Source organism: Actinomycetospora chibensis, from assembly GCF_028737215.1.
In the GTDB taxonomy this organism is placed as follows: domain Bacteria; phylum Actinomycetota; class Actinomycetes; order Mycobacteriales; family Pseudonocardiaceae; genus Actinomycetospora; species Actinomycetospora chibensis.
In genome coordinates, this window is record NZ_JAQZAM010000005.1 from 75,195 (window position 1) to 100,130 (window position 24,936).

Annotated in this window: 16 protein-coding genes; 6 read left to right on the forward strand and 10 right to left on the reverse strand. The window is 74.7% G+C overall.

The window, feature by feature from the left end:
• Positions 1-26 precede the first annotated feature (26 nt).
• Positions 27-1,193 (reverse strand): L-rhamnose isomerase, encoded by a 1,167-nt coding sequence (rhaI, locus tag PH189_RS09040; RefSeq protein ID WP_274188447.1) that lies wholly within the window; start codon positions 1,191-1,193, stop codon positions 27-29.
• Between the two features lie 215 nt (positions 1,194-1,408).
• Here rhaI and PH189_RS09045 point away from each other — a divergent pair, with 215 nt between their 5' ends.
• Positions 1,409-2,725 carry an MFS transporter gene (locus PH189_RS09045; protein WP_274188448.1) on the forward strand — a complete coding sequence of 439 codons (1,317 nt, stop codon included), beginning with the start codon at positions 1,409-1,411 and terminating at the stop codon, positions 2,723-2,725.
• Between the two features lie 5 nt (positions 2,726-2,730).
• On the opposite strand, the gene PH189_RS09050 is transcribed toward PH189_RS09045, so the two are convergent.
• Positions 2,731-3,771 (reverse strand): LacI family DNA-binding transcriptional regulator, encoded by a 1,041-nt coding sequence (locus tag PH189_RS09050; protein WP_274188704.1) that lies wholly within the window; start codon positions 3,769-3,771, stop codon positions 2,731-2,733.
• A 177-nt stretch (positions 3,772-3,948) separates the two neighbouring features.
• Here PH189_RS09050 and PH189_RS09055 point away from each other — a divergent pair, with 177 nt between their 5' ends.
• Positions 3,949-6,624 carry a LuxR C-terminal-related transcriptional regulator gene (locus PH189_RS09055; protein WP_274188449.1) on the forward strand — a complete coding sequence of 892 codons (2,676 nt, stop codon included), beginning with the start codon at positions 3,949-3,951 and terminating at the stop codon, positions 6,622-6,624.
• A 34-nt stretch (positions 6,625-6,658) separates the two neighbouring features.
• Here the strand turns inward: PH189_RS09055 and PH189_RS09060 are convergent, their stop codons facing one another.
• From PH189_RS09060 to PH189_RS09085, 6 genes are all read right to left on the reverse strand, one after another.
• The gene (locus tag PH189_RS09060) at positions 6,659-8,836 is read right to left on the reverse strand and encodes an Hsp70 family protein (RefSeq protein ID WP_274188450.1); all 2,178 of its coding nucleotides are present in this window, start codon (positions 8,834-8,836) and stop codon (positions 6,659-6,661) included.
• Between the two features lie 127 nt (positions 8,837-8,963).
• Positions 8,964-10,436 (reverse strand): dynamin family protein, encoded by a 1,473-nt coding sequence (locus tag PH189_RS09065; protein WP_274188451.1) that lies wholly within the window; start codon positions 10,434-10,436, stop codon positions 8,964-8,966.
• 287 nt (positions 10,437-10,723) lie between these two features.
• Positions 10,724-12,997 (reverse strand): dynamin family protein, encoded by a 2,274-nt coding sequence (locus PH189_RS09070; RefSeq protein WP_274188452.1) that lies wholly within the window; start codon positions 12,995-12,997, stop codon positions 10,724-10,726.
• Positions 12,994-13,227, reverse strand: coding sequence for a hypothetical protein (locus PH189_RS09075; RefSeq protein WP_274188453.1), 234 nt, complete (start codon positions 13,225-13,227; stop codon positions 12,994-12,996). The genes PH189_RS09070 and PH189_RS09075 overlap by 4 nt, the downstream gene beginning before the upstream one ends.
• A 122-nt stretch (positions 13,228-13,349) precedes the next feature.
• Positions 13,350-14,795 (reverse strand): hypothetical protein, encoded by a 1,446-nt coding sequence (locus tag PH189_RS09080; RefSeq protein WP_274188454.1) that lies wholly within the window; start codon positions 14,793-14,795, stop codon positions 13,350-13,352.
• 273 nt (positions 14,796-15,068) lie between these two features.
• The gene (locus PH189_RS09085) at positions 15,069-16,235 is read right to left on the reverse strand and encodes a lysylphosphatidylglycerol synthase transmembrane domain-containing protein (protein ID WP_274188455.1); all 1,167 of its coding nucleotides are present in this window, start codon (positions 16,233-16,235) and stop codon (positions 15,069-15,071) included.
• A gap of 219 nt (positions 16,236-16,454) precedes the next feature.
• Between PH189_RS09085 and PH189_RS09090 the strand changes: the two genes are divergently transcribed.
• From PH189_RS09090 to PH189_RS09100, 3 genes are read left to right on the forward strand one after another with little or no spacing between them, the layout of a single operon-like run.
• On the forward strand, positions 16,455-17,516 hold the full coding sequence (locus PH189_RS09090; RefSeq protein ID WP_274188456.1) for a hypothetical protein: 1,062 nt from the start codon (positions 16,455-16,457) through the stop codon (positions 17,514-17,516).
• A 17-nt stretch (positions 17,517-17,533) separates the two neighbouring features.
• A complete protein-coding gene (locus tag PH189_RS09095; protein WP_274188457.1) occupies positions 17,534-18,421 on the forward strand; it encodes a hydroxymethylglutaryl-CoA lyase in 888 nt (295 codons plus the stop codon).
• Positions 18,422-18,449: 28 nt separating this feature from the next.
• Positions 18,450-19,922, forward strand: a complete 1,473-nt coding sequence (locus tag PH189_RS09100) for an aldehyde dehydrogenase (protein ID WP_274188458.1) — start codon at positions 18,450-18,452, stop codon at positions 19,920-19,922.
• A 54-nt stretch (positions 19,923-19,976) separates the two neighbouring features.
• On the opposite strand, the gene PH189_RS09105 is transcribed toward PH189_RS09100, so the two are convergent.
• Both PH189_RS09105 and PH189_RS09110 read right to left on the reverse strand, forming a co-directional pair.
• Positions 19,977-21,569, reverse strand: coding sequence for a TROVE domain-containing protein (locus PH189_RS09105; protein ID WP_274188459.1), 1,593 nt, complete (start codon positions 21,567-21,569; stop codon positions 19,977-19,979).
• A gap of 382 nt (positions 21,570-21,951) precedes the next feature.
• Positions 21,952-22,425, reverse strand: coding sequence for an Lrp/AsnC family transcriptional regulator (locus tag PH189_RS09110; RefSeq protein ID WP_274188460.1), 474 nt, complete (start codon positions 22,423-22,425; stop codon positions 21,952-21,954).
• Positions 22,426-22,552: 127 nt separating this feature from the next.
• On the opposite strand from PH189_RS09110, the gene PH189_RS09115 reads away from it, so the two are divergent.
• Positions 22,553-24,889: a transketolase-like TK C-terminal-containing protein gene (locus PH189_RS09115; protein WP_274188461.1), complete on the forward strand. Its 2,337-nt coding sequence runs from the start codon at positions 22,553-22,555 to the stop codon at positions 24,887-24,889.
• Positions 24,890-24,936: the final 47 nt, after the last annotated feature.

Genomic DNA, 24,936 nt, shown 5'->3' on the forward strand with positions numbered 1-24,936 from the left:
GGGCTGCTCCTGGTGGTCGTCGGGTGTCACGCGCCCCAGCCGGCCTGGGTGCCGCCGACGCGTTCGGCCTCGATGCGCTCCTGGTGGCCGGAGCGGTGATACGCCCGGAGCGGGTCGGGGTCGAGGCCCTGTTCCTCGCGGACCAGACGCAGCAGCGGCCGGACGTCGGTGGCGTAGGCGTCCATGAGGACCTCGTTCGCGCCGAGCACGTCACCGGCGGCGCGGGCGGCGGCGAGCGCGTCCCGGTCGAGCAGCAGGGCCTTGGCCGTGGCCTCCTGCACGTTCATCACCGAGCGGATGATCGCCGGGATCTTCGCCTCGATGTTGTGGCACTGGTCGAGCATGAAGGCGATGCCCGAGTCCGGGGTGTGAACGCCGGCCTCGACGATCTCGTTCATGATCCGGAACAGCTGGAACGGGTCGGCGGCGCCGACCATGAGGTCGTCGTCGGCGTAGAAGCGCGAGTTGAAGTCGAACGCGCCGAGCCGCCCGGCGCGGACGAGGAACGCGACGATGAACTCGATGTTGGTGCCGGGCGCGTGGTGGCCGGTGTCGATGCAGACCGTCGCCCTGGGCCCGAGCTCGAGGCAGTGCGCGTACGACGTTCCCCAGTCGGGGACGTCCGAGTGGTAGAAGGCCGGCTCGAAGAGCTTGTACTCGAGCAGGAACCGCTGGTCCCCGGAGAGGCGGGCGTACACCTCCCGCAGGGCCTCGGTGAGCCGGTCCTGACGGGCGCGCATCGAGTCCTGGCCCGGGTAGTTGGTGCCGTCGGCGAACCACAGCTTGAGGTCGCGGCTGCCGGTCGCGTCCATGACGTCGACGCAGGCGAGCAGGGCGTCGACGGCCTTGCGCCGGACCCGCGAGTCGGGGTTCGTCACGGAACCGAGCTTGTAGTCGTCGTCCTGGAAGACGTTGGCGTTGATCGCCCCGACGCCCACGCCCTGCTCGGCGGCGTACTTCGCGAGCTCGGCGTAGTCGTCGACGCGATCCCAGGGGATGTGCAGCGAGACCGTCGGCGCGGCGCCGGTGAGGCGGTGGACCACCGCAGCATCGGCGATCTTCTCCCACGGGTCACGCGGCACCCCGGCCTGCCCGAACACCTTGAAGCGCGTCCCGGAGTTCCCGTACGCCCACGAGGGGGTGTCGATGCTCTGCGCCGCAAGGTCGCGGCGGACGGCCGCCGGGTCGGTCATCGTGCGCCTCCTACTTAGATCGTTTCAATCTCGACGGTAGAGAGCCGCTGTGAAGCGGTCAACGATGTCGTCGCACTTCGCAGACCTGGAGCGGTTCAGCAACATCGACAGCCCGGTCTCCCTTGTGACTCGCACGACGCCTTCTTACGTTGCTTTGCTAATACGTTTCAATGCGGAACCCACTCCGCTGACCGACGACAACGAGGAGAGTCCGGATGTCCACGCCACCGGAGACGGAGACCGGTCCCCCCGGGGACGACGGCACCATCACCAAACAGCAATGGAGGTGGACGGGCCTCGCAGGCATGGCGTCCTACCTCGACGCCGGTTCGATCGTGGCGCTCGGCTCCGGTCTCGCGGTGTTCCAGGAGGAGTTCGGCCTCTCCGACACCGGTGTCGGCGTCCTCGCGGCCATCGGCCCGAACGCCATCGGCTGCGCGATCGGCGCGTTCGTCGGTGGACGCCTCGGCGACAAGCTCGGGCGCAAACGGATCTACAAGTGGGACCTGCTCGTCTACGCCATCGGCATTGCGCTCATCGCCCTCGCCGTCAACCCCGCGATGCTCTTCGTGGGAACGGTGATCGTCGGCGTCGCCGTCGGCGCCGACGTGCCCACCTCGTTGGCCCTGGTCGGTGAGCTCGCGCCGAACAAGGGGCGGGCCCGACTGCTCGGGTTCACCCAGGTCTCCTGGTACGTCGGGCCGGTCGTCGTCCTGCTGCTGGCCTTCGCCCTCGACCCCCTGGGCCTGCTGGGCACCAGGATCGTGTTCGGCAGCCTGTTCGTGGTCGCGATCATCACCTGGGCGCTCCGCCGAGGGATCGCCGAGTCCGCGCGCTGGCAGTCCGCGAGCGAGCTGCCCGGCAACGCCGCACAGCGGGTGCGGGCCCTGTTCCGGGGCAACCACCTCAAGGCGCTGCTCTACACCGGCACCTTCTATACGTTCTGGAACCTCGCCGCCGGCACCGCCGGCATCTTCACCCCGTACATGGTCGAGACCATTGGGGCCGGCTCGAACGCCGCGGGCGTGGCGCTGTCCTGCCTCGGCTTCGCGGCCGGCATCGTCGGCACCCTCGCGCTGTTCATGCCGTTCTACGACCGCAGCCACGGCATGCGGAAGGGCCTGTTCGCACTCGGTGCGATCATGCAGATCTGCTCGTACGGCCTGTACCTGGTCATCGACTTCACGATCCCGAGCGTCATCGCCAGCGTCCTGCTCTTCTACGTCGGCAGCGCGGTCGCCGGGGAGGCCACGTACAAGGTCACCAGCCAGGAGCTGTTCCCGACCATGCTGCGCGGCACCGCACAGGGATTCACCTTCGGCATCGCCCGGGTGATACTCGGCGTGTTCAGCCTCGTCGTCCCGCTGCTGTCGGCGATCGGCATCGTGCCCGTGGCCCTGCTGCTGACCCTGTTCCTGCTGATCAGCGGGATCGTCGGCTACCTCGCCATGCCGGACACGACCGGGAAGTCGCTGGAGCAGATCGAGGCCGAGCGCGCCGACCCCGTCAGGGCGGTCCCGACCGCCTCGTGAGCCCGTCAGGCGGACGCGGTGCGTCCGGGCGCGAGCGTCGAGGAGCGCACCACGAGCTCGGGGGTGAAGACGACGTGTCGGTGCTCGTGCTCGGAGCCCGTGGCCACCTCGTCGAGCAGCAGCTCCACCGCGGTCCGGCCGAGCAGCTCGCGCGGCTGGGCCACGGACGTCAGCGGCACCGCCGCCGCCTCGGCGAACTCGATGTCGTCGTAGCCGACGATCGCGAGGTCGTCGGGGACGCTCAGGCCCCAGTGCACGCTCCGCTGCAGCAGCCCCAGGGCGAGCAGGTCGTTGGCGCAGAACACCCCGGTCGGTCGGCGACGGGAGGGCAGGCCTGCGAGCCGCTCCCCCGCACGGCGCCCCTCGGCGACCGTCAGCCCGGTGGTCTCCATCACGACGAGGTCGGCCGGATCGCGTCCGGCACGCTCGAGGGCACTGCGGGCGCCGGCGACCCGGTCGGCGACCTGTCCCAGGGCGGTGGGCCCTCCGACGACCGCGATCCTCTCGTGGCCGAGCTCGAGGAGGTGTCCGGCCGCCAGCGCACCGCCCACGACGTCGTCGACGGTCACCGAGCAGTGGGTCGGACCGGCGCCCCGGTCGACGACGACGACCGGGGTGCCACGCTGCGGTAGCTGTTCCAGCCGCGGATCGCCGGCGTCGACGGGGGTGACGAGGACGCCCTGGACGCGCTGCTCGGCCAGGAGCTCGAGGTAGCGGGCCTGGCGGCCGGCGTCGCCGCCGCAGTCGCAGAGGTACGTCGCGAGACCGGCGGTGTCCGCGGCGCGCTGCACACCGGCGGCGACGTCGGTGAAGAAGGGGTTCGCCGCGTCGAGGACCACGAAGGCGAGCGTGCGACTGCGACCCGAGCGGAGATGGCGCGCCGACTCGTTGCGCACGAAACCCAACGACGCGATCGCCGTCTCCACACGCCCACGCGTCGCGGCGCTGACCCGCTCGGGCCGGTTGAGCACGTTCGACACCGTCCCGAGCGACACCCCGGCCCGGGCCGCGACGTCCTTCATGCTCGGGGCACCCACACGACCCATCATGCCGCCGCCGCTCGCCGTCGGTGCGACCGCGATCGGCCCCGCAGGAACGATAGGTGTTACCCGCGGTTACCTTCATCGTGTCAGCAGTACTACGTAAGAGTGTCGCGATCCCTTCCGCCCTCACGCCCGCTTCGCGACACTCCCGGTACCTGCGGCCCGGAGGGAGGCGCGAGCATGCCCGAGAGCCGACCACTGGTCGGGCGATCGGAGGCGATCGCGGCTGCCGTCGCCGCCACCCAGGACGACCGGCTCGCGGCCGTCGTCATCGGCGGCCCACGCGGGGTCGGCCGCACCCGGCTCGCGCGCACCGCCCTGGCCGCGATGACCCACGGAGCGGGCGCGGGCCGCTGGCGCCCGTCGACTGCGATGACCGGGCGGGCCACCCGGGACGTGCCGCTCGGTGCCCTCGGCCCCCTGCTTCCGGACCTCGACCCGGCGCTCACCGACACCGCGTCCCTGCTCCGCGAGGCCCGCCGCCTGCTCGTCGACGCCGGACCGAAGCGCCTCGTCGTCGTCGACGACGCCCACCTCCTGGACACGACCTCCGCGGTCCTGCTCGCCCAGCTCGCGCGCGCCGGGGAGATGTTCCTGCTGCTCACGGTGCCCACCGGCGCCGTGTCCCCCGAGCCGCTGCACGCGCTCTACCGCGACGGGCTCGCCACCCGGCTCGAGATCACCGAGCTCGATCGTGCCCAGTCGGACCACCTCGTGAGCAGCACGCTCGGCGGCCACGTCGACGGCGTCACGCTCGACCGCTTCTGGGAGCTGTCGCTGGGCAACCCCCGGTTCCTCTGCGAGCTGGTCGACGGGGCCCGCGACGAGGGGGCGCTGCGGCGCGCCGGCTCGGTCTGGCGCTGGGACCCGCCGCGCCACCCGCCGCGGCGCCTGATCGAGCTGCTCACCGACCGCCTGGGCGGGCTCGCGCCGGCGGAGCAGGACCTCATGCGCACGCTGGCGTTCGGCCAGCCCCTCGGCTGCGAGGTCGTCAACCAGATCTTCCCGGACGACACGCTCGCGCGGCTCGAGGCCGAGGGGCTGATCACCTCGACCCGCGACGGGCGCCGGCTGGACGTGGCGCTGACCCACCCGCTCTACACCGAGCTCCTGCGCAGCCGGGCCACGCCGCTGCAGGAGCGCGAGGCCTACCGGCGCTTGCGGACCGCGCTCGAGGCGTCGGGTTCCCGCCGCGCGGGCGACCGGTACCGGCTGCTGGCCTGGCGCGCGGCCGAGGGTCTGTCCATCGACCCGGCCGAGCTGCTCGCCGCCGCGGACGGCGTCTCCGACCACGAGCCCCGCACCGCCGAGCGCCTGCTGCACGCCGCCGCCGACCAGGGCGCGGGCACCGAGGTGCTGTGGCGGCTCGGACGCCTGCGGGTCGCGCTCGGGCGGTTCGACGAGGCCGAGACCGCGTTCGCCACCGCCGCGAAGCTCGCCGAGGCCAACCCGGACGCCACCGCCGACGCCACCACCGCCGGCAGCACCGGCGAGCCCCTCCCGGGCCCGGTCCTCGTGGCCACCGCCCGCGCCCGGAACCTCTACTGGGGCCTGCGCGACGAGCCGGGCGCGCGTGCCGCCGTGACGGCCGCGCTCGCCGCGGTCGAGGGCACCGCGTCCCACACCGCGGCCGGGGCGCCCCCGCTCACGGTCGCCCTGCGCGGCTTCCTCGCGCTGCTCTCCCACCGGCCCGCCGACGCCCTCGCCGAGGTCTCCCCGGTGCTCGACGGCCCGGACGGCGACCCGGCGACGACCGCCGCCCTCGCCGTCGCCGCGATCGCCCAGGTGCAGCTCGGGTGCACCGAGGACGCGGTGCCGCTGGCCGCCCGGGGCCTCGCGGCCGGCGCGGACCCGACCGGCGGCTGGCTGACCGTCGAGCTGCGCTCGGCGCAGTGGAGTGCGCTCCTCGCGACAGGTCGCCTCGACGACGCCGAGGAGCTCGCCCGGGCGTGCCACGCCGAGGCGGCGCCGAGCGGGGTCGGCGAGCACGTCGCGCTGTACGTCACCTGGCTGGGCATCGTCGCCTCGCGGCGCGGGCGCCTGCAGACCGCGGTGCGCCTCCTGCACGAGGCCGCGTCCGGGGTCTCGTCGCGCCGCTTCCCGTACACGGTGCCGCTGGTCGGCGAGCTCGCCGTCGCCCTCGCCGGCCTGGGGCGGACGACGGAGAGCCAGGACGTGCTCGCCGAGGCGCACGGGGTTCCGGGTGGTCCGCTCACGGGGTGGGTCTGGGCCGCGCAGGTGTGGATCGCGGGGGTCGAGGGCCGGGTCACCCGCGCCACGGAGCTGGCCGGCGAGGAACGCCCGGCCGCGTCGGCGTCGGACCACCTCCGCGCCCTGCACACCGCGGTCCGCCTCGGCGTCGGACGGCCGGTGCTCGAGGCCATCGAGCGGGTGGCCGCGTCCATCCAGGGCCCGTTCGCCGTCGCGTGCGTCGCGCACGCGCGGGCACTGGCGGCCGGGGACGGCGCGGGGCTCGACGAGGCTGCCGGCCGCTTCGCCGAGCTGGACCATCTCCTGCTGTCCGCCGAGGCCTACGCGCAGGCGTGCTCGGCGCACCGCGCGGCCGGGCACACCGGCGCGGCAGGCTGGTCGGCGTCGCGCAGCCGGGTGGCGGCGTCGTCGTGCGAGGGGGCCGAGACGCCGGCCCAGAAGCTGCTCGAGCGCACCGGGGAGCTCACCCCACGGGAGGCCGAGATCGCGGCGCTGGCCGCGGGCGGTCTCACGAGCAAGGCGATCGCCGACCAGTTGGTGATCTCGGTGCGCACCGTGAACAACGTGCTGCACGCGGTGTACGCCAAGCTCGGGATCGCCCGCCGCGGTGACCTGCCCGAGGCCCTCGGCCTCCGGTCCGGATGACGGGCTGCCGGGCTGATCGGGCTGCCCGGCTGACCTACCCCCCGCTGGGCGCCGGTGTCGGGCTGCAGCAGGTCGTCCCGCCGGAGTCCGTGGTGCCCCCGTCGGTGGTGCCGTCGGTGGTGCCGTCCGTGCTGTGTCCCGGCTCGGGCGGGTTCCAGGTGCCGCCGTTGTTGTTCGACCCTCCCGAGCCACCGCCGCGACCGGAGCCACCGGAGCCGCCCGAGCCACCGGCCGACCCCGAACTGCCGGCCGACCCCGATCCACCGGTCCCACTGCTCGACCCGCCCGTCGCGGGCTCGTTCACCGGCTCCGGCGGCGCGGACGTCGGCAGCGGGGTCGGGGCGACGACCACCGACGGGGTCGGTGCCGGCGGGAGGGGGGCGTCCGCCGAGAGCGAGCGGTAGGCGAAGGTGCCTCCGCCCGCGAGGGCGGCCACGAGCACCACCGCGCCGACGATCAGCGGGATCCGGCGGCGCGAGCCGCCGGCCGACGGCTCGTCGTCGCCGGTGCGGCCGCCCAGCGACGGCGGCGGTGCCCCGCGACCGCCGGTCCCGCCCGACCCGCCCTGGCCCGAGCCGCCCTGGCCCGACCCGCCCTGGCCCGACCCGCCCTGGCCCGGACCGCCCTGGGTCGGACCGCCCCGGGTCGGGGGGCCCTGGCTGTGGACCGCGGCGGTCGCCCCGGTCGGGGCCGGGCCCGGGCGGGCGGGCACGGTGCGCGTCGGCCCGGTGTACGTGGGGCGCAGGGCGGTCGGGCCGGTGTACGTGCCGCCGGAGCGCGTCGTGGTGGTGGGCGCGGACCCGGTCCCGGCGTTCACCGCTCCGGTGCCCGAGCCCCCGCCGCGGAACGCCCCGGTGCCCGGCCGTCCACCGGCCGGCCGGCCGTGCGTCCCCGATGGCGAGACCGTGGAGAAGCCTCCGGTGGCCGACGGCCGGGGGCCCGCGACGATCGGGATCAGCCCGGAGTTGGTGCCCGACCCCCCGCCCTGAGCGGCGGCCGGCGTCGCCGCCGGGCGCCCGTGGCCGCCGACGGGGATGCCGCCCGGTGGCGTGCGCGGACCGACGCGCGGCACCGGCGTCCGGAAGGGCGCCCCGGACGTCGGGAACACCGACGTGTGCGCCGGCCCCGGCGCCTCCGGACCGGCCGCGCGCGCCGGCGGCTCGGCGAGCGACGCCGCGCCGAGGACGATGGCGTGCTTGGGGTGCGCGTCGACCGACGTCGGACGACCGAGCTCGCCGGAGACCATCTGGGCGACCAGCGGGATGCGCGACGATCCGCCGACGAGCAGCACCGTGTCCACCTGCTCGGCGGAGATGTCGGCCGACTCCAGGGCGCGCTGCAGGGAGGCGATCGTCGACGACACCGAGGGGCGGATCATCGTCTCGAACTCGCCGCGGGTCAGGCGGACCTCGGTCTGCAGCGACGGCAGGAGCACGGGGATGGTCGCCTCGGTGTCCGACGAGAGCGCCTCCTTGGCCAGCACGCAGTCCTGGCGCAGGCGCACGATCGCGCTGGTGGCCGCCGGATCCGAGAGGTCCAGCGCGGAGACGGCGCCGTCGAGGGAGCGGTCGACGTGGCCGAACACGGCCTCGTCGAAGTCGACACCGCCGAGCCCCTCGACGCCCTCGGGCGCCCCGAGGATCTCGAAGCCGCCGCCCGTGGTGCGCAGGACGGTGGCGTCGAAGGTGCCGCCGCCGAGGTCGTAGACGGCGACGGTGGTGCCGTCGGCGATCCGCTCGTTCGCCGCGTAGTGCGCGGCGGCGGCCTCCGGCTCGGTGATCATCGTGACGTCGGACAGCCCCGCCATGCGCGGGACCTGCTCGAACAGCTCGCGCTTGTAGGGGCCCCAGTTCGCCGGGTGGGTCAGCCGCACCGCGACCGGCGGCCCGCCCTCCCGCTCGGAGATCTGGGCGACCACCTCGCGGAGCTGGGCGGCCATGAGGTCGCCCGCGGAGTACGGCGTTCCGCCCAGCAGGACCGGCATCGGGTCGCCGAGGCGGCGCTTGACCTCGCGCGCCACGCGGTCCGGTTCCGTGGCCGCGCGGCGGTTGGCCGCGTCGCCGGTGAGCACGCCGCCCTCGGCGCGCATGAGGATGACGGAGGGCATCGCGGTCGACCGGTCGCCCAGCGGGGCCATCTCGACATGCCCCTCACGGACGACCGCAGCCGCCGTGTAGGTCGTGCCGAGATCGACCCCCAGCCCGTACGCCACCGGAACCTCCCCAACGACCGCCACCTGACGTCGCGGTCCACCGTCGCCCCTGACGGTCCTCCCGTCATGAGCAGCTGACTACTCCCTATCGCCGACGACCTGTCGGGCGTTGCTCATCTCCCCCTGCTCACCCCACCGCCCGACCCGGCGGACCGCTGCGCTGGGCGCGCTGCAGGATGCCCTCGCACGTCCGGGCGAGGACCCGGGCGGCGTCGCGGACGTCGCGCCCCGACGCGGGGTGCTCACCCCGGCGCCGCCAGCGCCCGAGGCTCGCGTTCGCCGCCCGCACCACCTCCTCCGGTCGCGCGTCGAGCGCCAGACCGAGCCGGACCGCCGGGCCCGGCCCGTCGCTGCCGAGCAGGCGCTCGGCGTCCGCGCGCTCGTCCTCGGCCAGCGTCACGGCACCCGTGTGCAGACGGTCGAGCAGGCGGATCTCGGCGAACTCGTGCGCCCCGGCGGTGATCTGCTCGATCTCGCCGCGCAGCGCCGAGGCCGACGCGATCGGGTACCGCCGGACGGCGCGCTCGACCGCGGTCAGCGCCGACTGGGCGCGCAGGACGTCCGCGCGCCCGGCGAGGCGGGTCATCAGGGACTCCCGGAGCGGCCCGAGGCCGCTGCGGACGATCAGCTCCCGGGACAGGCCTCCCGCCGTGGTCACGGCGCCCTCGCGCATGAGGCGCACGCACAGGCGCAGGCCGTACAGCCCGTAGCGGTCGAGCAGCGCGGCGCGCCGGGCCGGCTCCAGGCCGATGTCCGACTCCCCACGGGCGAACCGTGATGCGGTGAGCAGCAGGCGGTCGACGTCGGCCTCCGGGGCGGTGGCCAGCACGCCGAACGCGCGGAACTCGTCCTCGCGCAGCGTCACCGCGCTCGAGGCGAGCAGCCCGGCCACCGGGATGACCGTCTGGCACAGGGCGCGGATCCGCTCGTCCTCGCGGTAGCGCGCGGCGATCGACGCCGCGCTCTCGAGCGCATCCGGCCGTGCGTGCCCGACCTCGTCGGCCCGCGCCAGGATTCCGATCGTGTTCAGCGGGCGGCGGTCGGTGGGATCGTCGCGGAACGCCTCGAGGAAGTGCACGTCCGAGGCGTGGACGTGCCGCATCAGGTAGATCACCGCGTCGGCCTCGGCCGCGCCGTCATTGCCGGGCGCCAGCGCCGCCTCGGTCTTGCGGGAGAGCTCGGCGCTCAGCGAGTCGAGGCCGGGGGTGTCGATCAGCGTCATCAACCGGAGTGCCGGCGACGGCCAGTCCACCAGCAGGCGGTCGACGTCGCCGGACCCCAGGCGCCCGAGGTCGATGTCGAGCAGCCCCCCGGTCGGGCCGGGGGGCAGCTGGCGGCTGCTGCCGTCGCGCAGCTGGGCCTGCACGCGGTAGGTGTGGCCGTCCCGGAACCACGTGACGATCCGCGTGCACTCCCCGGCGTCGGTGGCCGCGAGCTCCTGCCCGACCATCGCGTTGAGCAGCGTCGACTTCCCGGCCTTGATCCGTCCGGCGATCGCGACCCGCAGCGGCTCGTCCAGCCGGCGCGCGGCGCGGTCGAGACCCGCCGCCGCCGGACCGCCCTGGTAGAGGCCCGCGACGTGGCGCACCAGGCCGCGCACCCGGTCGAGCAGCTGCGGTTCCGCGGGCGGCGGGGACGGGGTCGGCCGGGGCGGGGTCGGCCGGGGCGGGGTCGGCCGGGGCGGGACGACTCGCGGCGGCGTCCCTGGGCCCGGGACGGGGCGGGGTCCGCCGACCGGCGGGGGCACGTTCCGCGGTGGCGGACCGGGACGGCCAGGAGGGCTGGGAGGGCTGGGAGGGCTGGGAGGGCTGGGAGGGCCTCCCGGCGGGCCGGGCGGGCCGGGCGGGCCGGGCGGGCCGGGCGGCTTCGGCGGCCACGGGCGCCCGCTCATGGGATCCACCCGGCGGGTTCGCGACGAGCCTGCCCCGGGGCCGTGCGGCGGAGGTGCTCCCCCAGGTCGTCCACGCGGGCCCGCACCAGGCCGAGCGACTCGAGGTCCTTCTCGATGCGCTCGCGGGCACCGGTGTCGGTCTTGCCCGCCTGGACGGCGGACTGCGCGGCGGCGAGCGCCGCGGTGGACGAGCGCTGCAGTTCGGCGACCCGCGCGCTCCACGCGGTCCGCAGCTCCCGCTGGACGTGGCGGATCGAGTCGCGGGAGTCCTTGCCGACCTGGTTGATGAAGTCGTCGACGTACTTGCGGACCCCGGCCTTCGCGTCGGTGCGCCGCTTCTCGAGCGCCTTCTTGCGGTCCTCGCGGACGCCGAAGAAGCCCATGGCGCCGCCCACGATGAGACCGGCGGCCATCGGGATCCCCAGACCGGCCATGTTGGAGATCATCGTGAGCATGATGACCCCGCCGAACACCTTCTGGAGGATCGGCAGCTTGATGCTCTGGCGCAAGCCCGAGGGGGCGAACTCGACGTCGAGGGCCAGCCGCGCCATCGTCTCGTGCGGGGCGTCGACCACCCGCGCGGTGATGCGGGACTGCTCCATGTCGAGGTGCCGCTCGACGTCGATCGCCACGTCCTTGGCGCGCCGGACGAAGAGCGCGTAGTTCTCCATCGCCTCGGTCGCGAGCCGGCGGCGCAGCCAGTCGGTGAACTCCTCCCAGTTCTTCGCCGGGTCCCCCTCCTCGATGGTCTCCTCCGCCTCGCGCTGCACGGCGCGGGCACGGCTGCGCAGGTCGAAGTCGATGTTCGACGTGATGTCGGCGAAGCCGTCGGTGAGGACCGACTGCCACTTCGTGCCCTTCTCGCGCAGGCTCTCCGCACGTTCCTTGGCGGCGGTGAGCTGAGCGACGAGGGCCTCCTGACGGGTCGGGTCGACGAGCGCGTCGCGCCGGGCGCGGGCCGCCGCCTCGAGCTGACCGAGCGCGGACGTCACCTGGATCATCACCGACCGCACCGCGATGTGGGCGGCCTCCTCGCGGACGCGTTGGAGGCGCGCGACGAGCTGCGGGGCGCCGGACTCCTCCTCCAGCTCCTCGTCACGATGGGCTCCGGCGAGCATCCGGAGCTCCGAGGAGAACCCGAAGATCTCCACCTGCACCCCGGCCCGCTGGAGGTGCGCCCGGTTGCGCTCGAGGATGCGGGTCCAGTGCGGGTAGAGGTCGGTCTTCGTCAGCACCATGATCACGGTCGGGCAGAGCTCCGCGACGGCGTGGAGGAAGCGCAGCTCGGCGTCGGTGAGCTCGCGGGAGGCGTCGCTGACGAACAGGCACGCGTGCGACCGGGGCAGGTCGGCGACGGCGCCCTGGTTCGGCCCCCCGAGGCCTCCGACGCCCGGGGTGTCCACCAGGACCAGCCCGTCGGCGAGGAACGGCCGGTCGATCCCGACGGTCACCGACGTCAGCCGGCGCGTGTTGCCGGGGTTGCCCGACTCGGAGGCGTAGGTCGCCACCTCGGCCGGCGGGATGCTCTCGGTCCAGCCGTTGCCCCCCGATCCGGGCAGCGCCTCGAAGGTCGCGCTCGCCGTGGGCGCCGCGGCGTGCCGGACCTCCGTCGGCACCGCCGTGGCGATGTCGTCGTCCACCGGGCAGATCGGGAGCCCGACCAGGGCGTTGACCAGGGAGCTCTTGCCCTGCTTGAACTCGCCGACGACCGGGATCCGCACCGAGTTGTCGCTCAGCAGCTTCCGGGCCGTCCGTAGCCGCGCGACGAGGTCCTCGCGCTCGTAGGCCGTCGCCGCCTTGATCGCCATGTCCACGGTGTCCGTGGCGTGCTTCGCGGCGGCGCTGGGGGCCTGCTTCGCGGGGGCGGCCTTCGCGGGGGCGGCGACCTTCGCCGGGGCGGGCGTGGGTGCCGCGGGCTTCGGGGCGGGCTTCGGGGCGGGCTTCGGGGTGGGCTCGGCGGCGGGCGTGGGTGTGGGTGTGGGTGTGGGTGTGGCGGGCTCGGCCACCGGCGTGGCCGCGGGCTTCGTCGCAGGCTTCGCGGCCGACGTGGCGGCGGCCTTGGGTGTGGCGGCCTTGGGTGTGGCCGCCTTGGGCGTGGCCGGCCGTACGGCCGGCGGCGGTGTGGCCTCCTTGCGCCGGCGGGCCTCCTCGCGGGCCTCCCGGGCGGCCGCGGCGCGCTCGAGCGCCTCCGCCCGTGCCTTGTCGGCCTTCTCCTGCATCGCGCGCGCGGCGTCGGCCGGGTCGGCCCCCGTCCGTTCCTCGGCGCTCATCGCACGATCCCGTCCGGGTGGCCGGGGTCGCCCGGCGTGGTGTCGGGGAGCCCGGCCCGGAAGATCGACGGGGCCGCGTCGGGATCGTCGGTCGCGACCGTCGGGACGGCGGCGTCCGGGGTCGGGTCGCCCCAGGCATCGCGCAGGCCGAGATCGTCCGAGTCGTCGCGGAAGATCGATCGACGACGACGACGCGCGGGGCGGGCGTCGTCGGTTCCGGGGTGGGTCACCCGTTCCTCCTCGTGAACGGCCGAGCTCGACCCCGCCGGGATCGGCGGTGTCGGGTGATCAGCGAGGGACGTGCCGTGGCCCCGGCCGGGTCACCCGGCCGGGGCCACGCACATCGGGACCGTCAGCTCACGCCGGCGAGGTCGGAGTCGCTGCCGGAGGAGTCGCTGCTCCCGCCGTCGTCGCCACCACCGTCGCTGCCGCCGTCGTCCGACGAGGACTCGACCTGGGACACGGGCTCCGGCTCCGGCTCCGGCTCGGGCTCCGGCTCGGGCTCCGGGGTGGTGGCCACGGGCGTCGTCTCGATCTCCTCGCCGCCCGACGTGTCACCGCCCGCACCGCCGGACGACGCGCCGTCGTCACCGCCGCCGGCCGGCGGGGTGTTCCCACCGGTGAAGACGGGGCCCTCGGGCTCCGGCTCGGGCTCCGGCTCCGGCTCGGGCTCCGGGGTCGGCACCGGCGTCTCGTCGACCGGCGTCTCCTCCACCGGAGGGTCGACCGGCGTCGGCACCGGCGTCTCGTCCACCGGCGTCTCCTCCACCGGCGTCTCCTCCACCGGCGTCTCGTCCACCGGCGTCTCCTCCACCGGAGGGTCGACCGGCGTCTCGTCCACCGGCTCGGGCTCCGGCTGCGGCTCCGTGTCCGGCTCCGGGGTCGGGATCGGCGTCGGCGGCTCCTCGCCCTGGGCGTCCTCGGGCATGTACGGGCCGTTCGGGTCGGAGTCGGTGCCCTCGGGGTTGTTGACGGGGTCCCAACCGTTCGGGTTGTGCTCCGGGTTGTAGCCGTGGGGGTAGTAGACCGGGTGCCAGCAGTAGGGCTGGGCGACCGGGTTCCAGCAGTACGGCTGTGCGGTCGGGTGGAAGCAGTAGGGCTGGACCTCGGGGTTCCAGCCGTAGGGGTTGTAGTCCGGGTGCCAGCAGTGCGGGTTGTAGTCCGGGTGGTACCCGTCGGGGTTGCGGTCGGGGTCCCAGCAGTGCGGCTGGTGCTGCGAGTTGTAGCCGCAGGGGTTGTAGTCCGGGTGCCAGCAGTGCGGGTTCTCCTCCGGGTGGTAGCCCTCGGGGTTGTGCTCCGGGTGGTAGCAGTGCGGCTGGTGCTCGGGGTGGTACCCGCACGGGTTGTGCTGCGGGTGCCAGCAGTACGGGTTGTGCTCGGGGTGCCACTGCCACTGGTCGCCGCCGTCCCAGCCCTCGCTGGGGTGCCAGTCGTCGGGGAGGTCGTAGACCTCGCGCCACCGGATCAGGATCGCGCACGCGGGCGGGCAGCCCTGGCCGTGGTCCCAGCACCAGTAGTCCTCGACCACGTCGACCTCGGCGGCCGGCTCCTCGGGCGTCTGGGGCTCCTCGGGGGTCTCCTCACCGTCGACCGGCGGCTCCGGGGTCTCCGGGGTCTCGGGGGTCTCCGGGGCCTCGGGCGGTGTCCCGTCGGTGACGTCGTCGGGGGTCTCCGGGGGGAACGGCCCCGGGTTCGTCGTCGCCGGATCGGGGACGGGGGTCCCGGTGTCGATGGGGGCGCCCGCCGCCGCGGGGCCGGGAGTCACGCCGGCCGCGGCCGGGGTCACGGGAGTGGTCATGTCGGTTCCCTTCGGCTCGGGTGCGGACCGGGGGTCCGACCGAGGTGCTCGTCGGTGATGGGAACCAGATTGCGGGCCGGCGGACCCGGGGTCATGAGCACGTGAGTACTCGACTGCGGTGCTCGGGAACGGGCCCGGTTACTCACCCGACGGGGCCGCACCATGCAGGGGGTGGGGTTCTCCCCCCACGGCGGCGGGGGTGTTCCCGCCGCGACGGTGCCCGATTACTCGGGTGGCGTTGCTCGGGCGGCTACGCGGGAGGCCGAGGGGGGATCAGCGCAGGCGGCGGGAGCCGTGCGGCGAGATCGCGTCCGCGACGTCCACGGAGTCGGACGGCGCGTCCGGCACCGCACGCGTCTCGGCCGGAGCGACCTCGACGGGGTCGACCGTGTCGACCGCGGCCGTCGGGGTCTCCTTGGCGTGGATCACGAACCAGGCGACCCAGCCGGCGCCGGCCACGCCGACGAAGCTCACCAGGCGGTAGAGCAGCACGGCGGCGAGCGCGGGGTGCGACGGCACGCCGCCCGCGACGAGCGCGGCCAGCAGGGCCCCGTCGACGAGCCCGAGGCCGCCGGGCAGGAACGCGGCGCTCGACGCAGCGGTGGCCGCGGCGTAGGCGAGCAGGACGAGCGCGAGGGTCATGCCCTCGGCGCCGACGGCCGCGCAGCACGCGGCCAGGCACGCGATGTCGAGGATCCAGTTGGCCAGGGCGGCGGTGCTGACGACGGCCCGCCCACCACCCCGGAGGTCGATCAGCTGCAGGCCCGCGATCTGCTCGGCGAGCTCGCCCACCCCGGTCTCAAGCGGGCGGTGACGCACACGGTTGACCAGGCGCAGCCCCCAGGTCCCCGCGGGGACGAGCAGGCCCGGGCGGCGGGCGATGACCACGACGCCCGCGCCGAGCGCCGCGACGCCGACGATCTGCGCGATCAGCCACGGCAGCGAGGTGGCCCGCCCGCCGACGACCAGCGCGGAACCGAGGGCGATGGCGGCGAGCGCCAGGCTGGCCGCGACGCCGCCGGCGACCATCGTCCACGTCGTGGCGGGCGCGCTGGCGCCCCAGGCGCGGCGGCGCTTGTAGGTGTAGGCCGTGGAGAGCGCGGCCCCGCCCGGCACGGTGAGGTGCAGGGCGTTCGCGGCCAGGGTGGCGAGCGTGACCGCGCCGAGCGAGACCCGCACCGAGGCGGCCACGAGCAGGCGGTGGTGGAGGACGGAGAACGCGACGAGCGCGCCGGCCTCGGCGACGACCGCGAGGACGACCCACCACGGGTCGGCGCCGATGAGCGCGGCGCCGGCGGCCTCGACGGTCGGCATCACGATCACGACACCGGTGATCACGACGGCGGCCACCAGGACACCCGTGCCGATCCGCAGGGCCCGGCGGGTGGCCGGAGTGGCGCGTGTCGTGCCCGTCGACCCTGTGGTCACGATCGCGCTCATCCTCCCAGTGTCCTCCTGCCGTACCGATCACCTCCGGGTGACCGTGACGACACCGCCGCACGCCGGGTGCGACGCGGCGAACACCCGGTCGGTCACCCGGCGTCGCCGAGCGGTCCACCCGGGGTGCGCCCGTGGTGCGGCGGGATCATGCTGCCCGACGGGGTCGACGCACCGACGCGGACCCCGTTCCGCCGGTCGGAGATCGAGGGGAGACCGAGGATGACCCGCCGCGTTGAAAGCGACCTGCTCCTGGTCGGGAGCCTGCCCGTCGACTCGACCGACGACGGGTTCCGGTGGGGCGCCGAGCTGTTCGCCGGCCTGGTCGCCGCCCTCCCGGACGGCGAGTCCGGCGCCCGCGGCGCCTGGGTGGGCTACGACCGCACGACCCTGCTGGAGCCGCACCCCGACATCGCCGTGCTCGCCCCGTCGCCGTCCCCGACGGGCCGGGCGCGGCACGCCTACGACACCGCCCGGCTGACCGTCCGGGACGGGGTCGACGCGCTGCGCTTCGACACCTGGCCGCGCGTGGCCGAGACGCTCGCGTCCTACGAGCGGTTCGTCGCGCTGCGCGCCGAAGGGGTGATCCCGCCCGGGCTGCGCTTCCAAGTGGGACTGCCGTTCCCGTCGAGCGTGTTCACCGGGGCCTTCAAGGACGACTACGCCGACAACTGGGCGATCGTCGGGCCGGCGCTCGAGGACCTGTGGGAGCGGTCGGTGGACGACCTGCTCGCCGTGATCCCCGCCGCGGACCTCGCCCTGCAGTGGGATCTCGCCTACGAGGTGATCGACATCGAGGGCGTGGTCGCCTGGACCGACGGGGAGGCCTGGGAGCGCTTCGCCGGGCCGTGGTCGCGTCTCGCCCGCCGGGTCCCGGAGGGCGTCCTCATGGGCCTGCACCTCTGCTACGGCACGTTCCCCGAGTGGCCGATGTACGAGGCGCGCGACATGGAACTGATCGTCCGGATGGCCAACCACGCGGTGGCGGAGGCCGGCCGTCCCGTGGACTGGATCCACCTCGCCGGCCCGCGCTACCTGCGCAGCGAGGAGGACGCGTTCTTCGCCCCGCTCGCCGACCTCGACGCCCCCGAGTCCCGGATCTTCCTCGGCATCGTCCTCCCGCTCGACGGCGAGGACGGGCTGCGTCGCCGCCACGCCACGGCGTCCCGCCACCTGGCCGACTTCGGCGTCGCCATGTACTGCGGGATGGGCCGCCAGCGCGGCGAGGACCCGGTCGCGACGATGCGTGACCACGCCGCGACGGTGGCCGCCGTGCGGGGCTGAGGGGCAGGATCGGGCCCGTGGTCGGGATCGTGGAGGTCAGCCCGCGCGACGGGCTGCAGAACGAGCGGGCGCTGCTGGAGACGGGCGCGAAGATCGAGCTGATCGAGCGGGCGGTGACGGCCGGCGCCACGCGCATCGAGGCGGTGTCGTTCGTGCACCCGAAGCTCGTGCCGGCGATGGCGGACGCCGAGGCGGTGATGGAGGGGCTGCACCGGGCGTCCGGGGTGTCGTACATCGGGCTGGTACTCAACCGGCGCGGCTACGACCGGGCCGTCTCCGCCGGTGTCGACGAGATCAACGTCGTCGTGCCCGCCTCCGACGGGTTCGCCAAGGCCAACCAGAACTCGACGACCGAGGCGCTCACCGAGGTGGCCGAGGAGGTCCTGTCCGAGGCCGCCGACCGCGACCTCTTCGCGTCGCTGACGATCGCGACGTCGTTCGGCTGCCCGTTCGACGGCGAGGTCGACCCGGACCGGGTCGTGGAGGTCGCCAGGCGCGGGGCGGCGGCGGGCGCGAAGGAGATCGCGATCGCCGACACCATCGGCGTCGGCGTACCCACCCAGGTGCGCACGCTGCTCGACGGGGTCCGCGCGGTGGCCCCCGACGCGCTGATGCGCGCGCACTTCCACAACACCCGCAACACCGGCTTCGCGAACGCCGTCGCCGCGCTGGAGTGGGGCGTCGACTGGCTCGACTCGTCGAACGGCGGGATCGGCGGCTGCCCGTTCGCCCCCGCGGCCACGGGCAACATCGCCACCGAGGACCTCGTCTACCTGCTCGACCGGATGGGCCACCCGACCGGGCTCGACCTCGACGCGCTGCTGCCGATCGCCGGATTCCTCTCCGACGCCCTCGGCTACCGCGTCCCCGCTCTCCTCCCCCGCGCCGGCACGTTCCCCGGCTGAGCACCCCCTCGACAGGAGCAGATCACCAGTGAGCGAGCTCGAGCAGCTGTCCATGCTGGTCGGCGGGAAGCCGACCGGCGCGATCTCCGGGGCGACCTTCGAGTCCCAGAACCCCTACACCGGGCAGTCCTGGGCGCGGATTCCCGACGGCGGCACCGAGGACGTCGACGCCGCCGTCAACGCCGCCCGCGCGGCCCTCGACGGCGAGTGGGGGCAGATGACCGGGTTCGCCCGCGCCGCCTGCCTGCGCCGCCTCGCCGACCTGATCACCGCCAACGCCGAGCGCCTCGCCCGCCTCGAGGTCAACGACTCGGGCAAGCTCTACCGCGAGATGCTGGGCCAGCTCAACGGCCTCGGCGGCTGGTACCACTACTACGCGGGGCTCGCGGACAAGATCGAGGGCCAGCAGATCCCGTCGCCGAACCCGAACTACCTCGTCTACACCCGCCGCGAGCCGGTCGGCGTCGTCGCCGCGATCACGCCCTGGAACTCCCCGCTGCTGCTGATGAGCTGGAAGGTCGCGCCGGCGCTGGCCGCCGGGTGCACCGTGGTGATCAAGCCGTCGGAGCACGCGCCCGGGTCGACGCTCGGGTTCGCCGAGCTGATCGCGCAGGCGGGCATCCCCGACGGCGTCGTCAACGTCGTCACCGCGAACTCCGGCGAGGTCGGGGCACACCTGGCGAAGCACCCGGGTGTCGACAAGGTCGCGTTCACCGGATCCACCGCGACGGGCCGCAAGGTCGCCGCGGCCGCCGCGGAGAACCTCAACCCCGCGACGCTCGAGCTCGGCGGGAAGTCCCCGCAGGTCGTGTTCCCCGACGCCGACCTGCAGGCGGCCGCGAACGGCCTGGTGGCCGGGGTGTTCGCCGCGACCGGGCAGACGTGCATGGCCGGGTCCCGGCTGATCGTGCACGCCGACGTCCACGACGAGCTCGTGCGCCTGGTCGCCGAGCGCGCGTCGCAGATCAAGCTCGGCGACCCGTTCGCGGAGGACACCGAGATGGGTCCGGTGGCCAACGGGATGCAGTACGAGAAGGTCGTCGGCTACCTGCGGACCGCCCGCGACGAGGGCGCCACGATCGCCTACGGCGGCGACCCCGACGAGGAGCTCGGCGGCTACTTCGTCCAACCCACCGTGCTCTCGGTGAAGCCGACCGACACGGTGTTCCGCGAGGAGGTCTTCGGGCCGGTGCTCGCGGCCACGACGTTCACCGACGAGGACGAGGCGGTGAAGCTCGCCAACGACACCCCGTACGGGCTCGCCGGCGCGGTGTGGACCAAGGACGTCCACCGTGCCCACCGCATGGCCGCGCGGATCAAGGCCGGCACGGTGTGGATCAACGCCTACCGCGTCGTCGCCCCCAGCGTGCCCTTCGGCGGGTTCAAGGCCTCGGGGATCGGGCGCGAGAACGGCGTCCACGGCATCGACGCCTACCTGGAGAACAAGTCCGTGTGGGTCGAGCTCACCGGCGGCACCCGCGACCCGTTCACGCTGGGCTGACCGTCCTCCGTGCGTGATCTTCTCAGGGATCGCTGGAAGATCACGCACGGAGGGTCAGCCCAGGTCGCCCCGGGAGAAGTCGGCGATGAGGCCCGGCGCCGCCGCGTCGAACCCGGCGACGTCGAGCATCCCGCCGTCGGCGGGGTCGGCGATCGACACGTCGGTGGCGGTCATGCCGACCACGACGAGCCGCGCGTCGGTCCCCCACCGCTCCCGGTACCGCACGAGCGCCTGGTGCGGGTGGATCGCGCCCGCCCAGGTCTCGTTGTCGGTGAGCACGACGAACGTGTCGAACGCCCGCCCGGTCTCGCGCGCCCACTCCATCGGCAGCGCGCAGTCGGTGCTGCCGAAGGGCAGGCGGGACACGGCCGCGATCGCGTCGTCGAGCCGCTGGCGCGGGCTGATCGCGAGCTCGGTCAGCGCCGGCGCCCAGCCGCCGTCGGCCGAGGTGAAGCCGACGCAGGTGACGTCACGCTCGGTGCTCATCGTGACCAGCGCGAGCGCCGCCGACGCCTCCCGCGGCGACAGCGGGAGCCCGGACACCGACCCGACCTTCATCGACCCCGAGACGTCCACCGCGAGCAGCGTCCGCCTCCCCGACGGCACGACCGTCTCGAACGCCGCGTAGAAGGCGGCGTCGAGGGCGTCGACGATCTCCCGGATCGGCTCCCAGGTCCCGCCCGCCCCGCTCCCGGACGCGTAGGTCCGCAGCGCGACCAGCACCGACACGGGGTGCACACGCCCCCGGCGCAGGCGGGCCGGGTCGGCGAGCTGCGCGGCCACGGACCGGCGCGTGTCGCCGGCCAGCACCCCGAGACGGGTCAGCCGCGGCAGCTGGCGCATCAGGGCGGTCGGGGGCAGCCCGTTCGCGAGCAGGGCCCGCCAGACGTCGGGCTCGACGAGTGCGGCGTCCGGGAGCATCTCCCAGGACAGCCGGTGGTCGATGACCAGCCGGGCCCAGGCCGACGCGGTCGTCGCCGCCCGGGCCGCGAGGTAGCCGCGCACGATCTCCGGGGCGTCCTCGCCGGCCTCGTCGCCCACGATCCACCGGAACAGCGCCCGCCGGTCGGGGTCGGTGACCGCGGGGTGGGCGAGGCGCAGCAGGTCGCGGTGCGACCAGCCCTCGCGCTGCCGGTACTTGACGGCCTGGAAGGCGACGTCGTCGACGTCGGGCTCGGCGTACCAGCGCGCGACGGCCCGACGCAGGCCCCGCCCCCACCCGCGGAACTGCTCGACGTAGCGGGCGAAGAGGAACAGGTGGGTGCCGGTGCGGCAGACCGCGGGCAGCGCGTCCAGCGCGCCGCGTCGGCCGGCCTCGTCACCCAGCGCCGCGGCCGCGGCCAGCGCGAAGATCGCGGGGTTCTGGCGCGGCGCCCGGCCGGCGGCGGAGATCGCCACGACCTGCTCGACCAGCCACGCGGTCCGGTCCCGCGCGGCGCGCAGGACCACGGACGCGTTCTGCGCGGTCAGCTCGCGGGCGGTGGCGTAGTAGGTGCCGCCGTCGGTGCCGAGGGTCAGGAAGCGCAGGACCCGGGTGTCGTCGTCGAGGGCGAATCCGAACCCGCCGGCGGCGTTGGGGATCTGGCGCTCGTCGGCGCGCAGGAGCTGCGACGTGGCGCGCGTCGAGACCGAGGTCAGCGGGTCCATCGGATCGGTCCTCCCTGAAGGGCACACGTCCGGCAGGTGGGTGGGTGTCGGGAGAGGTAGGGCGGGCGTGCTGTCGACCACCGGAGGAACACCGGAAGGCCGGCCACGCTCCGCGGTCGTACCGGGAACGCCGATCACCGACGGTCTGCCGGCCCGCCCTCCCCGGGCGAGCACGTCCTCGAGCGCTGTGGCGCGAGGACGGGCGTGGCGTGGCCGCCGGAGTCGTGGCGCTCCTCCGGTTGAGCTACGCCGGGACCTCCCGGCGGCGGGATTCGAACCCGCAACCTCCCCATTTCGAGTGGTCACCGACTGAGCCTCCGGCCCGACCTCGCAGGGACGACGCTAGCCCCGGCCTCCCACGCCGTCGTGCCAATTTCTTCGCTCACAGGGGGTCGGCGCACCGTGCGAGCAGCGGGTCCAGGCGGAACGGGACGAGCTGGCGCATCACCAGCGCCGTCGACGTCCGCTCCACGCCCGGGACGGCCAGGAGGCTGCCGGCGATCGTGTAGAGCGCGTCGGCGTCGCGGGCGACGACCTGGACGAGCAGGTCGTCGTCCCCGGCGAGCCCGACGACCTCGACCACCTCCGGGATGAGGGCGAGCGCCGTCGTCACCTCCTCGAGGCGGCGCTGGTCGACGCGGGTCGTCACGTAGGCGCGCAGCGGGTGGCCGAGGGCGGCGGGGTCGATGCGGCGGCCGAACGCGCCGAGCACACCCCGGCTCTCCAGCCGGGCGAGCCGGGACTGGACGGTGTTGCGCGCGAGCCCGAGGCGTTCGGCGAGCGCGACGACGGTCGCGCGCGGCTCCTCGCCGAGCGCCTGCAGCAGCCGGGCGTCGATCGGGTCGACGGGTTCCATCCTGCTCACTCCCCACCGACGTCGGGCTGCCGACGCGACCATAGTGCTCAGCGGCGTCCGCACCGCTTGCGCACGACACCGCCATGACGAACGCTTCGGGCGTCAATGTGAGACCCGGAGGCCATCGATGACATCCACGCGTCCCGCCCCCTCACCGCTCACCGGCCAGGAGCCGGAGCGCGAGGCGCTGCGGGCGGTGGAGGACCGCGTGCTGTGGCTGTCGACGGCGATCGTCGACCACGCCAACCGGGTGCGCCCCAACCCGGGCGGGCTGAAGGTCGGCGGCCACCAGGCGTCGTCGGCCTCGATCGTCTCGATCATGACGGCGCTGTGGTTCCACACGCTGCGCCCCGAGGACCGGGTGTCGGTCAAACCGCACGCGTCGCCGGTACTGCACGCGATCAACCACCTGCTCGGCGAGCTCGACGCGTCGTACCTCGAGACGCTGCGCGAGGCCGGCGGGCTGCAGTCCTACCCGTCGCGATCGAAGGACCCCGACCCCGTCGACTACTCCACCGGTTCGGTCGGCATCGGCGCGACCGCCCCGATCTGGGGCACGATCGCGCGCCGCTACGCCGACGGGCTCGGGCAGCGCGCCGGGACGGGGCGGCAGTTCTCGCTCGTCGGCGACGCGGAGCTCGACGAGGGCGCGGTCTGGGAGGCCGTGCTCGACCCGATGGTGCGCGAGCTCGGCGAGGTCTGCTGGATCGTCGACTTCAACCGGCAGAGCCTCGACCGCGTCGTCCCCGACATCTCCGCCACCCGGCTGCACGCGCTGTTCACCGCCGCGGGGTGGCAGGTCCTCAGCGTCAAGTACGGGCGGCTGCTCGCCGAGCTCTACGCCAGGCCGGGTGGCGACGCCCTGCGCCGGCGCATCGACGAGATGACCAACCCGGAGTACCAGCGGCTGCTGCGCTGCACCCCGCTCCAGCTGCGGGAACGCCTCCCCGGCGACGGCCCCGAGGGGGAGGCGATCGCGTCGCTGCTCAAGGAGGTCACCGACGGCGCGGTGCACGCCGCGATCCGCAACCTCGGCGGTCACGACCTCGGCGCGCTCGCCGACGCCTACGACGCCATCGACGACACCCGCCCGACGGTGATCTTCGCGTACACGGTGAAGGGCTACGGGCTCGCGACCCAGGGGCACCCGCAGAACCACTCGTCGCTGCTCACCGAGACCCAGATGCGGGCGCTGGCGACGGGGCTGGGCACCGACCTCGACGACCCGTGGGCGCCCCTGCCCGCCGGGCCGGCCGCCGATCTCTGCGCGGCGACCGCCACCCGCCTGCGCCGGTCCCCCTCGGCCCCGGCGTCGGCGCCGGTGATCCCCGAGGACCTCGACCGCACGCCCACCGGCACCGGCCACACGCAGCAGGCCCTGGGCCGCGCGCTGCTCGACCTCACCCGCTCCGCGCCCGAGGCCGCCCGCCGGGTGGTGACGGTCAGCCCCGACGTCACGTCGTCGACGAACCTGGGCGGCTGGCTGAACAAGGTCGGCTCCTGGTCGGCCCACGAGCGCCGCGACTGGTTCGCCGACGACGCCGAGACGATCCTGCACTGGCACGAGCTGCCGAGCGGGCAGCACATCGAGCTCGGGATCGCCGAGACGAACCTCGTCGGGCTGCTCGGCGAGCTCGGCGCGACGTGGTCGCGCTGGGGCGAGCCGCTGTTGCCGATCGGCGTGCTCTACGACCCCTTCGTGGCCCGCGCCCTCGAGCCCTGGGCGTTCGGGATGTACGCGGGCGGGCAGTCGATCCTGGTCGGCACGCCGTCGGGGGTGTCGCTGGCGCCGGAGGGCGGCGCGCACCAGTCGATCACCACGCCCTCCATCGGGCTCGAGCAGCCGGGCTGCGTGGCGTTCGAGCCCGCGTTCGGCGTCGAGGTCGGCTGGTGCCTGCTCGACGGGCTCGGCCGCCTCGGGCGCGCGGGCGGCTCGTCGACCTACCTGCGCCTGTCGACCGTGCCCGTCGACCAGAGCCTCGCCGCCGTCCCCACCGACCCCGCGGCCCGCGCCCAGCGCCGTCGCCAGGTCACCGCGGGCGCCTACCTGCTGCGCCGGGCCGCCGGGACACCGACGGTCACGATCGCGGTGATGGGCGCGCTCGTGGGCCAGGCCCTCGCGGCCGCCGAGCGTCTCGAGGACCAGGGCCGGCCGACCGACGTCGTCGTGGTCACGAGCCCCGACCGGCTCTTCCGCGCTCTGCGGGCCCGCGACGCAGCCACCGGGGCGCACGCCGAGGCGCCGACCTGGATCCTCGACGCCGCGTTCCCCGCCGACCGCGCCGCGCGCCTGATCACCGTCCTCGACGGCCACCCGCACACCCTGGCGTTCCTGGCGTCGGTGCACGGGGTCCGCGCCTCGCACCTCGGCGTCACCGACTTCGGCCGCTCCTCGGGCCTCGCCGACGCCTGGGCGCACCACCACCTCGACACCGACGCGATCGTGGCGGCGGCCCTCGCCTGACCCCGTGTGCAAGCCCTGCGTCCACGCTTGCACTCAACGCCAGAAAA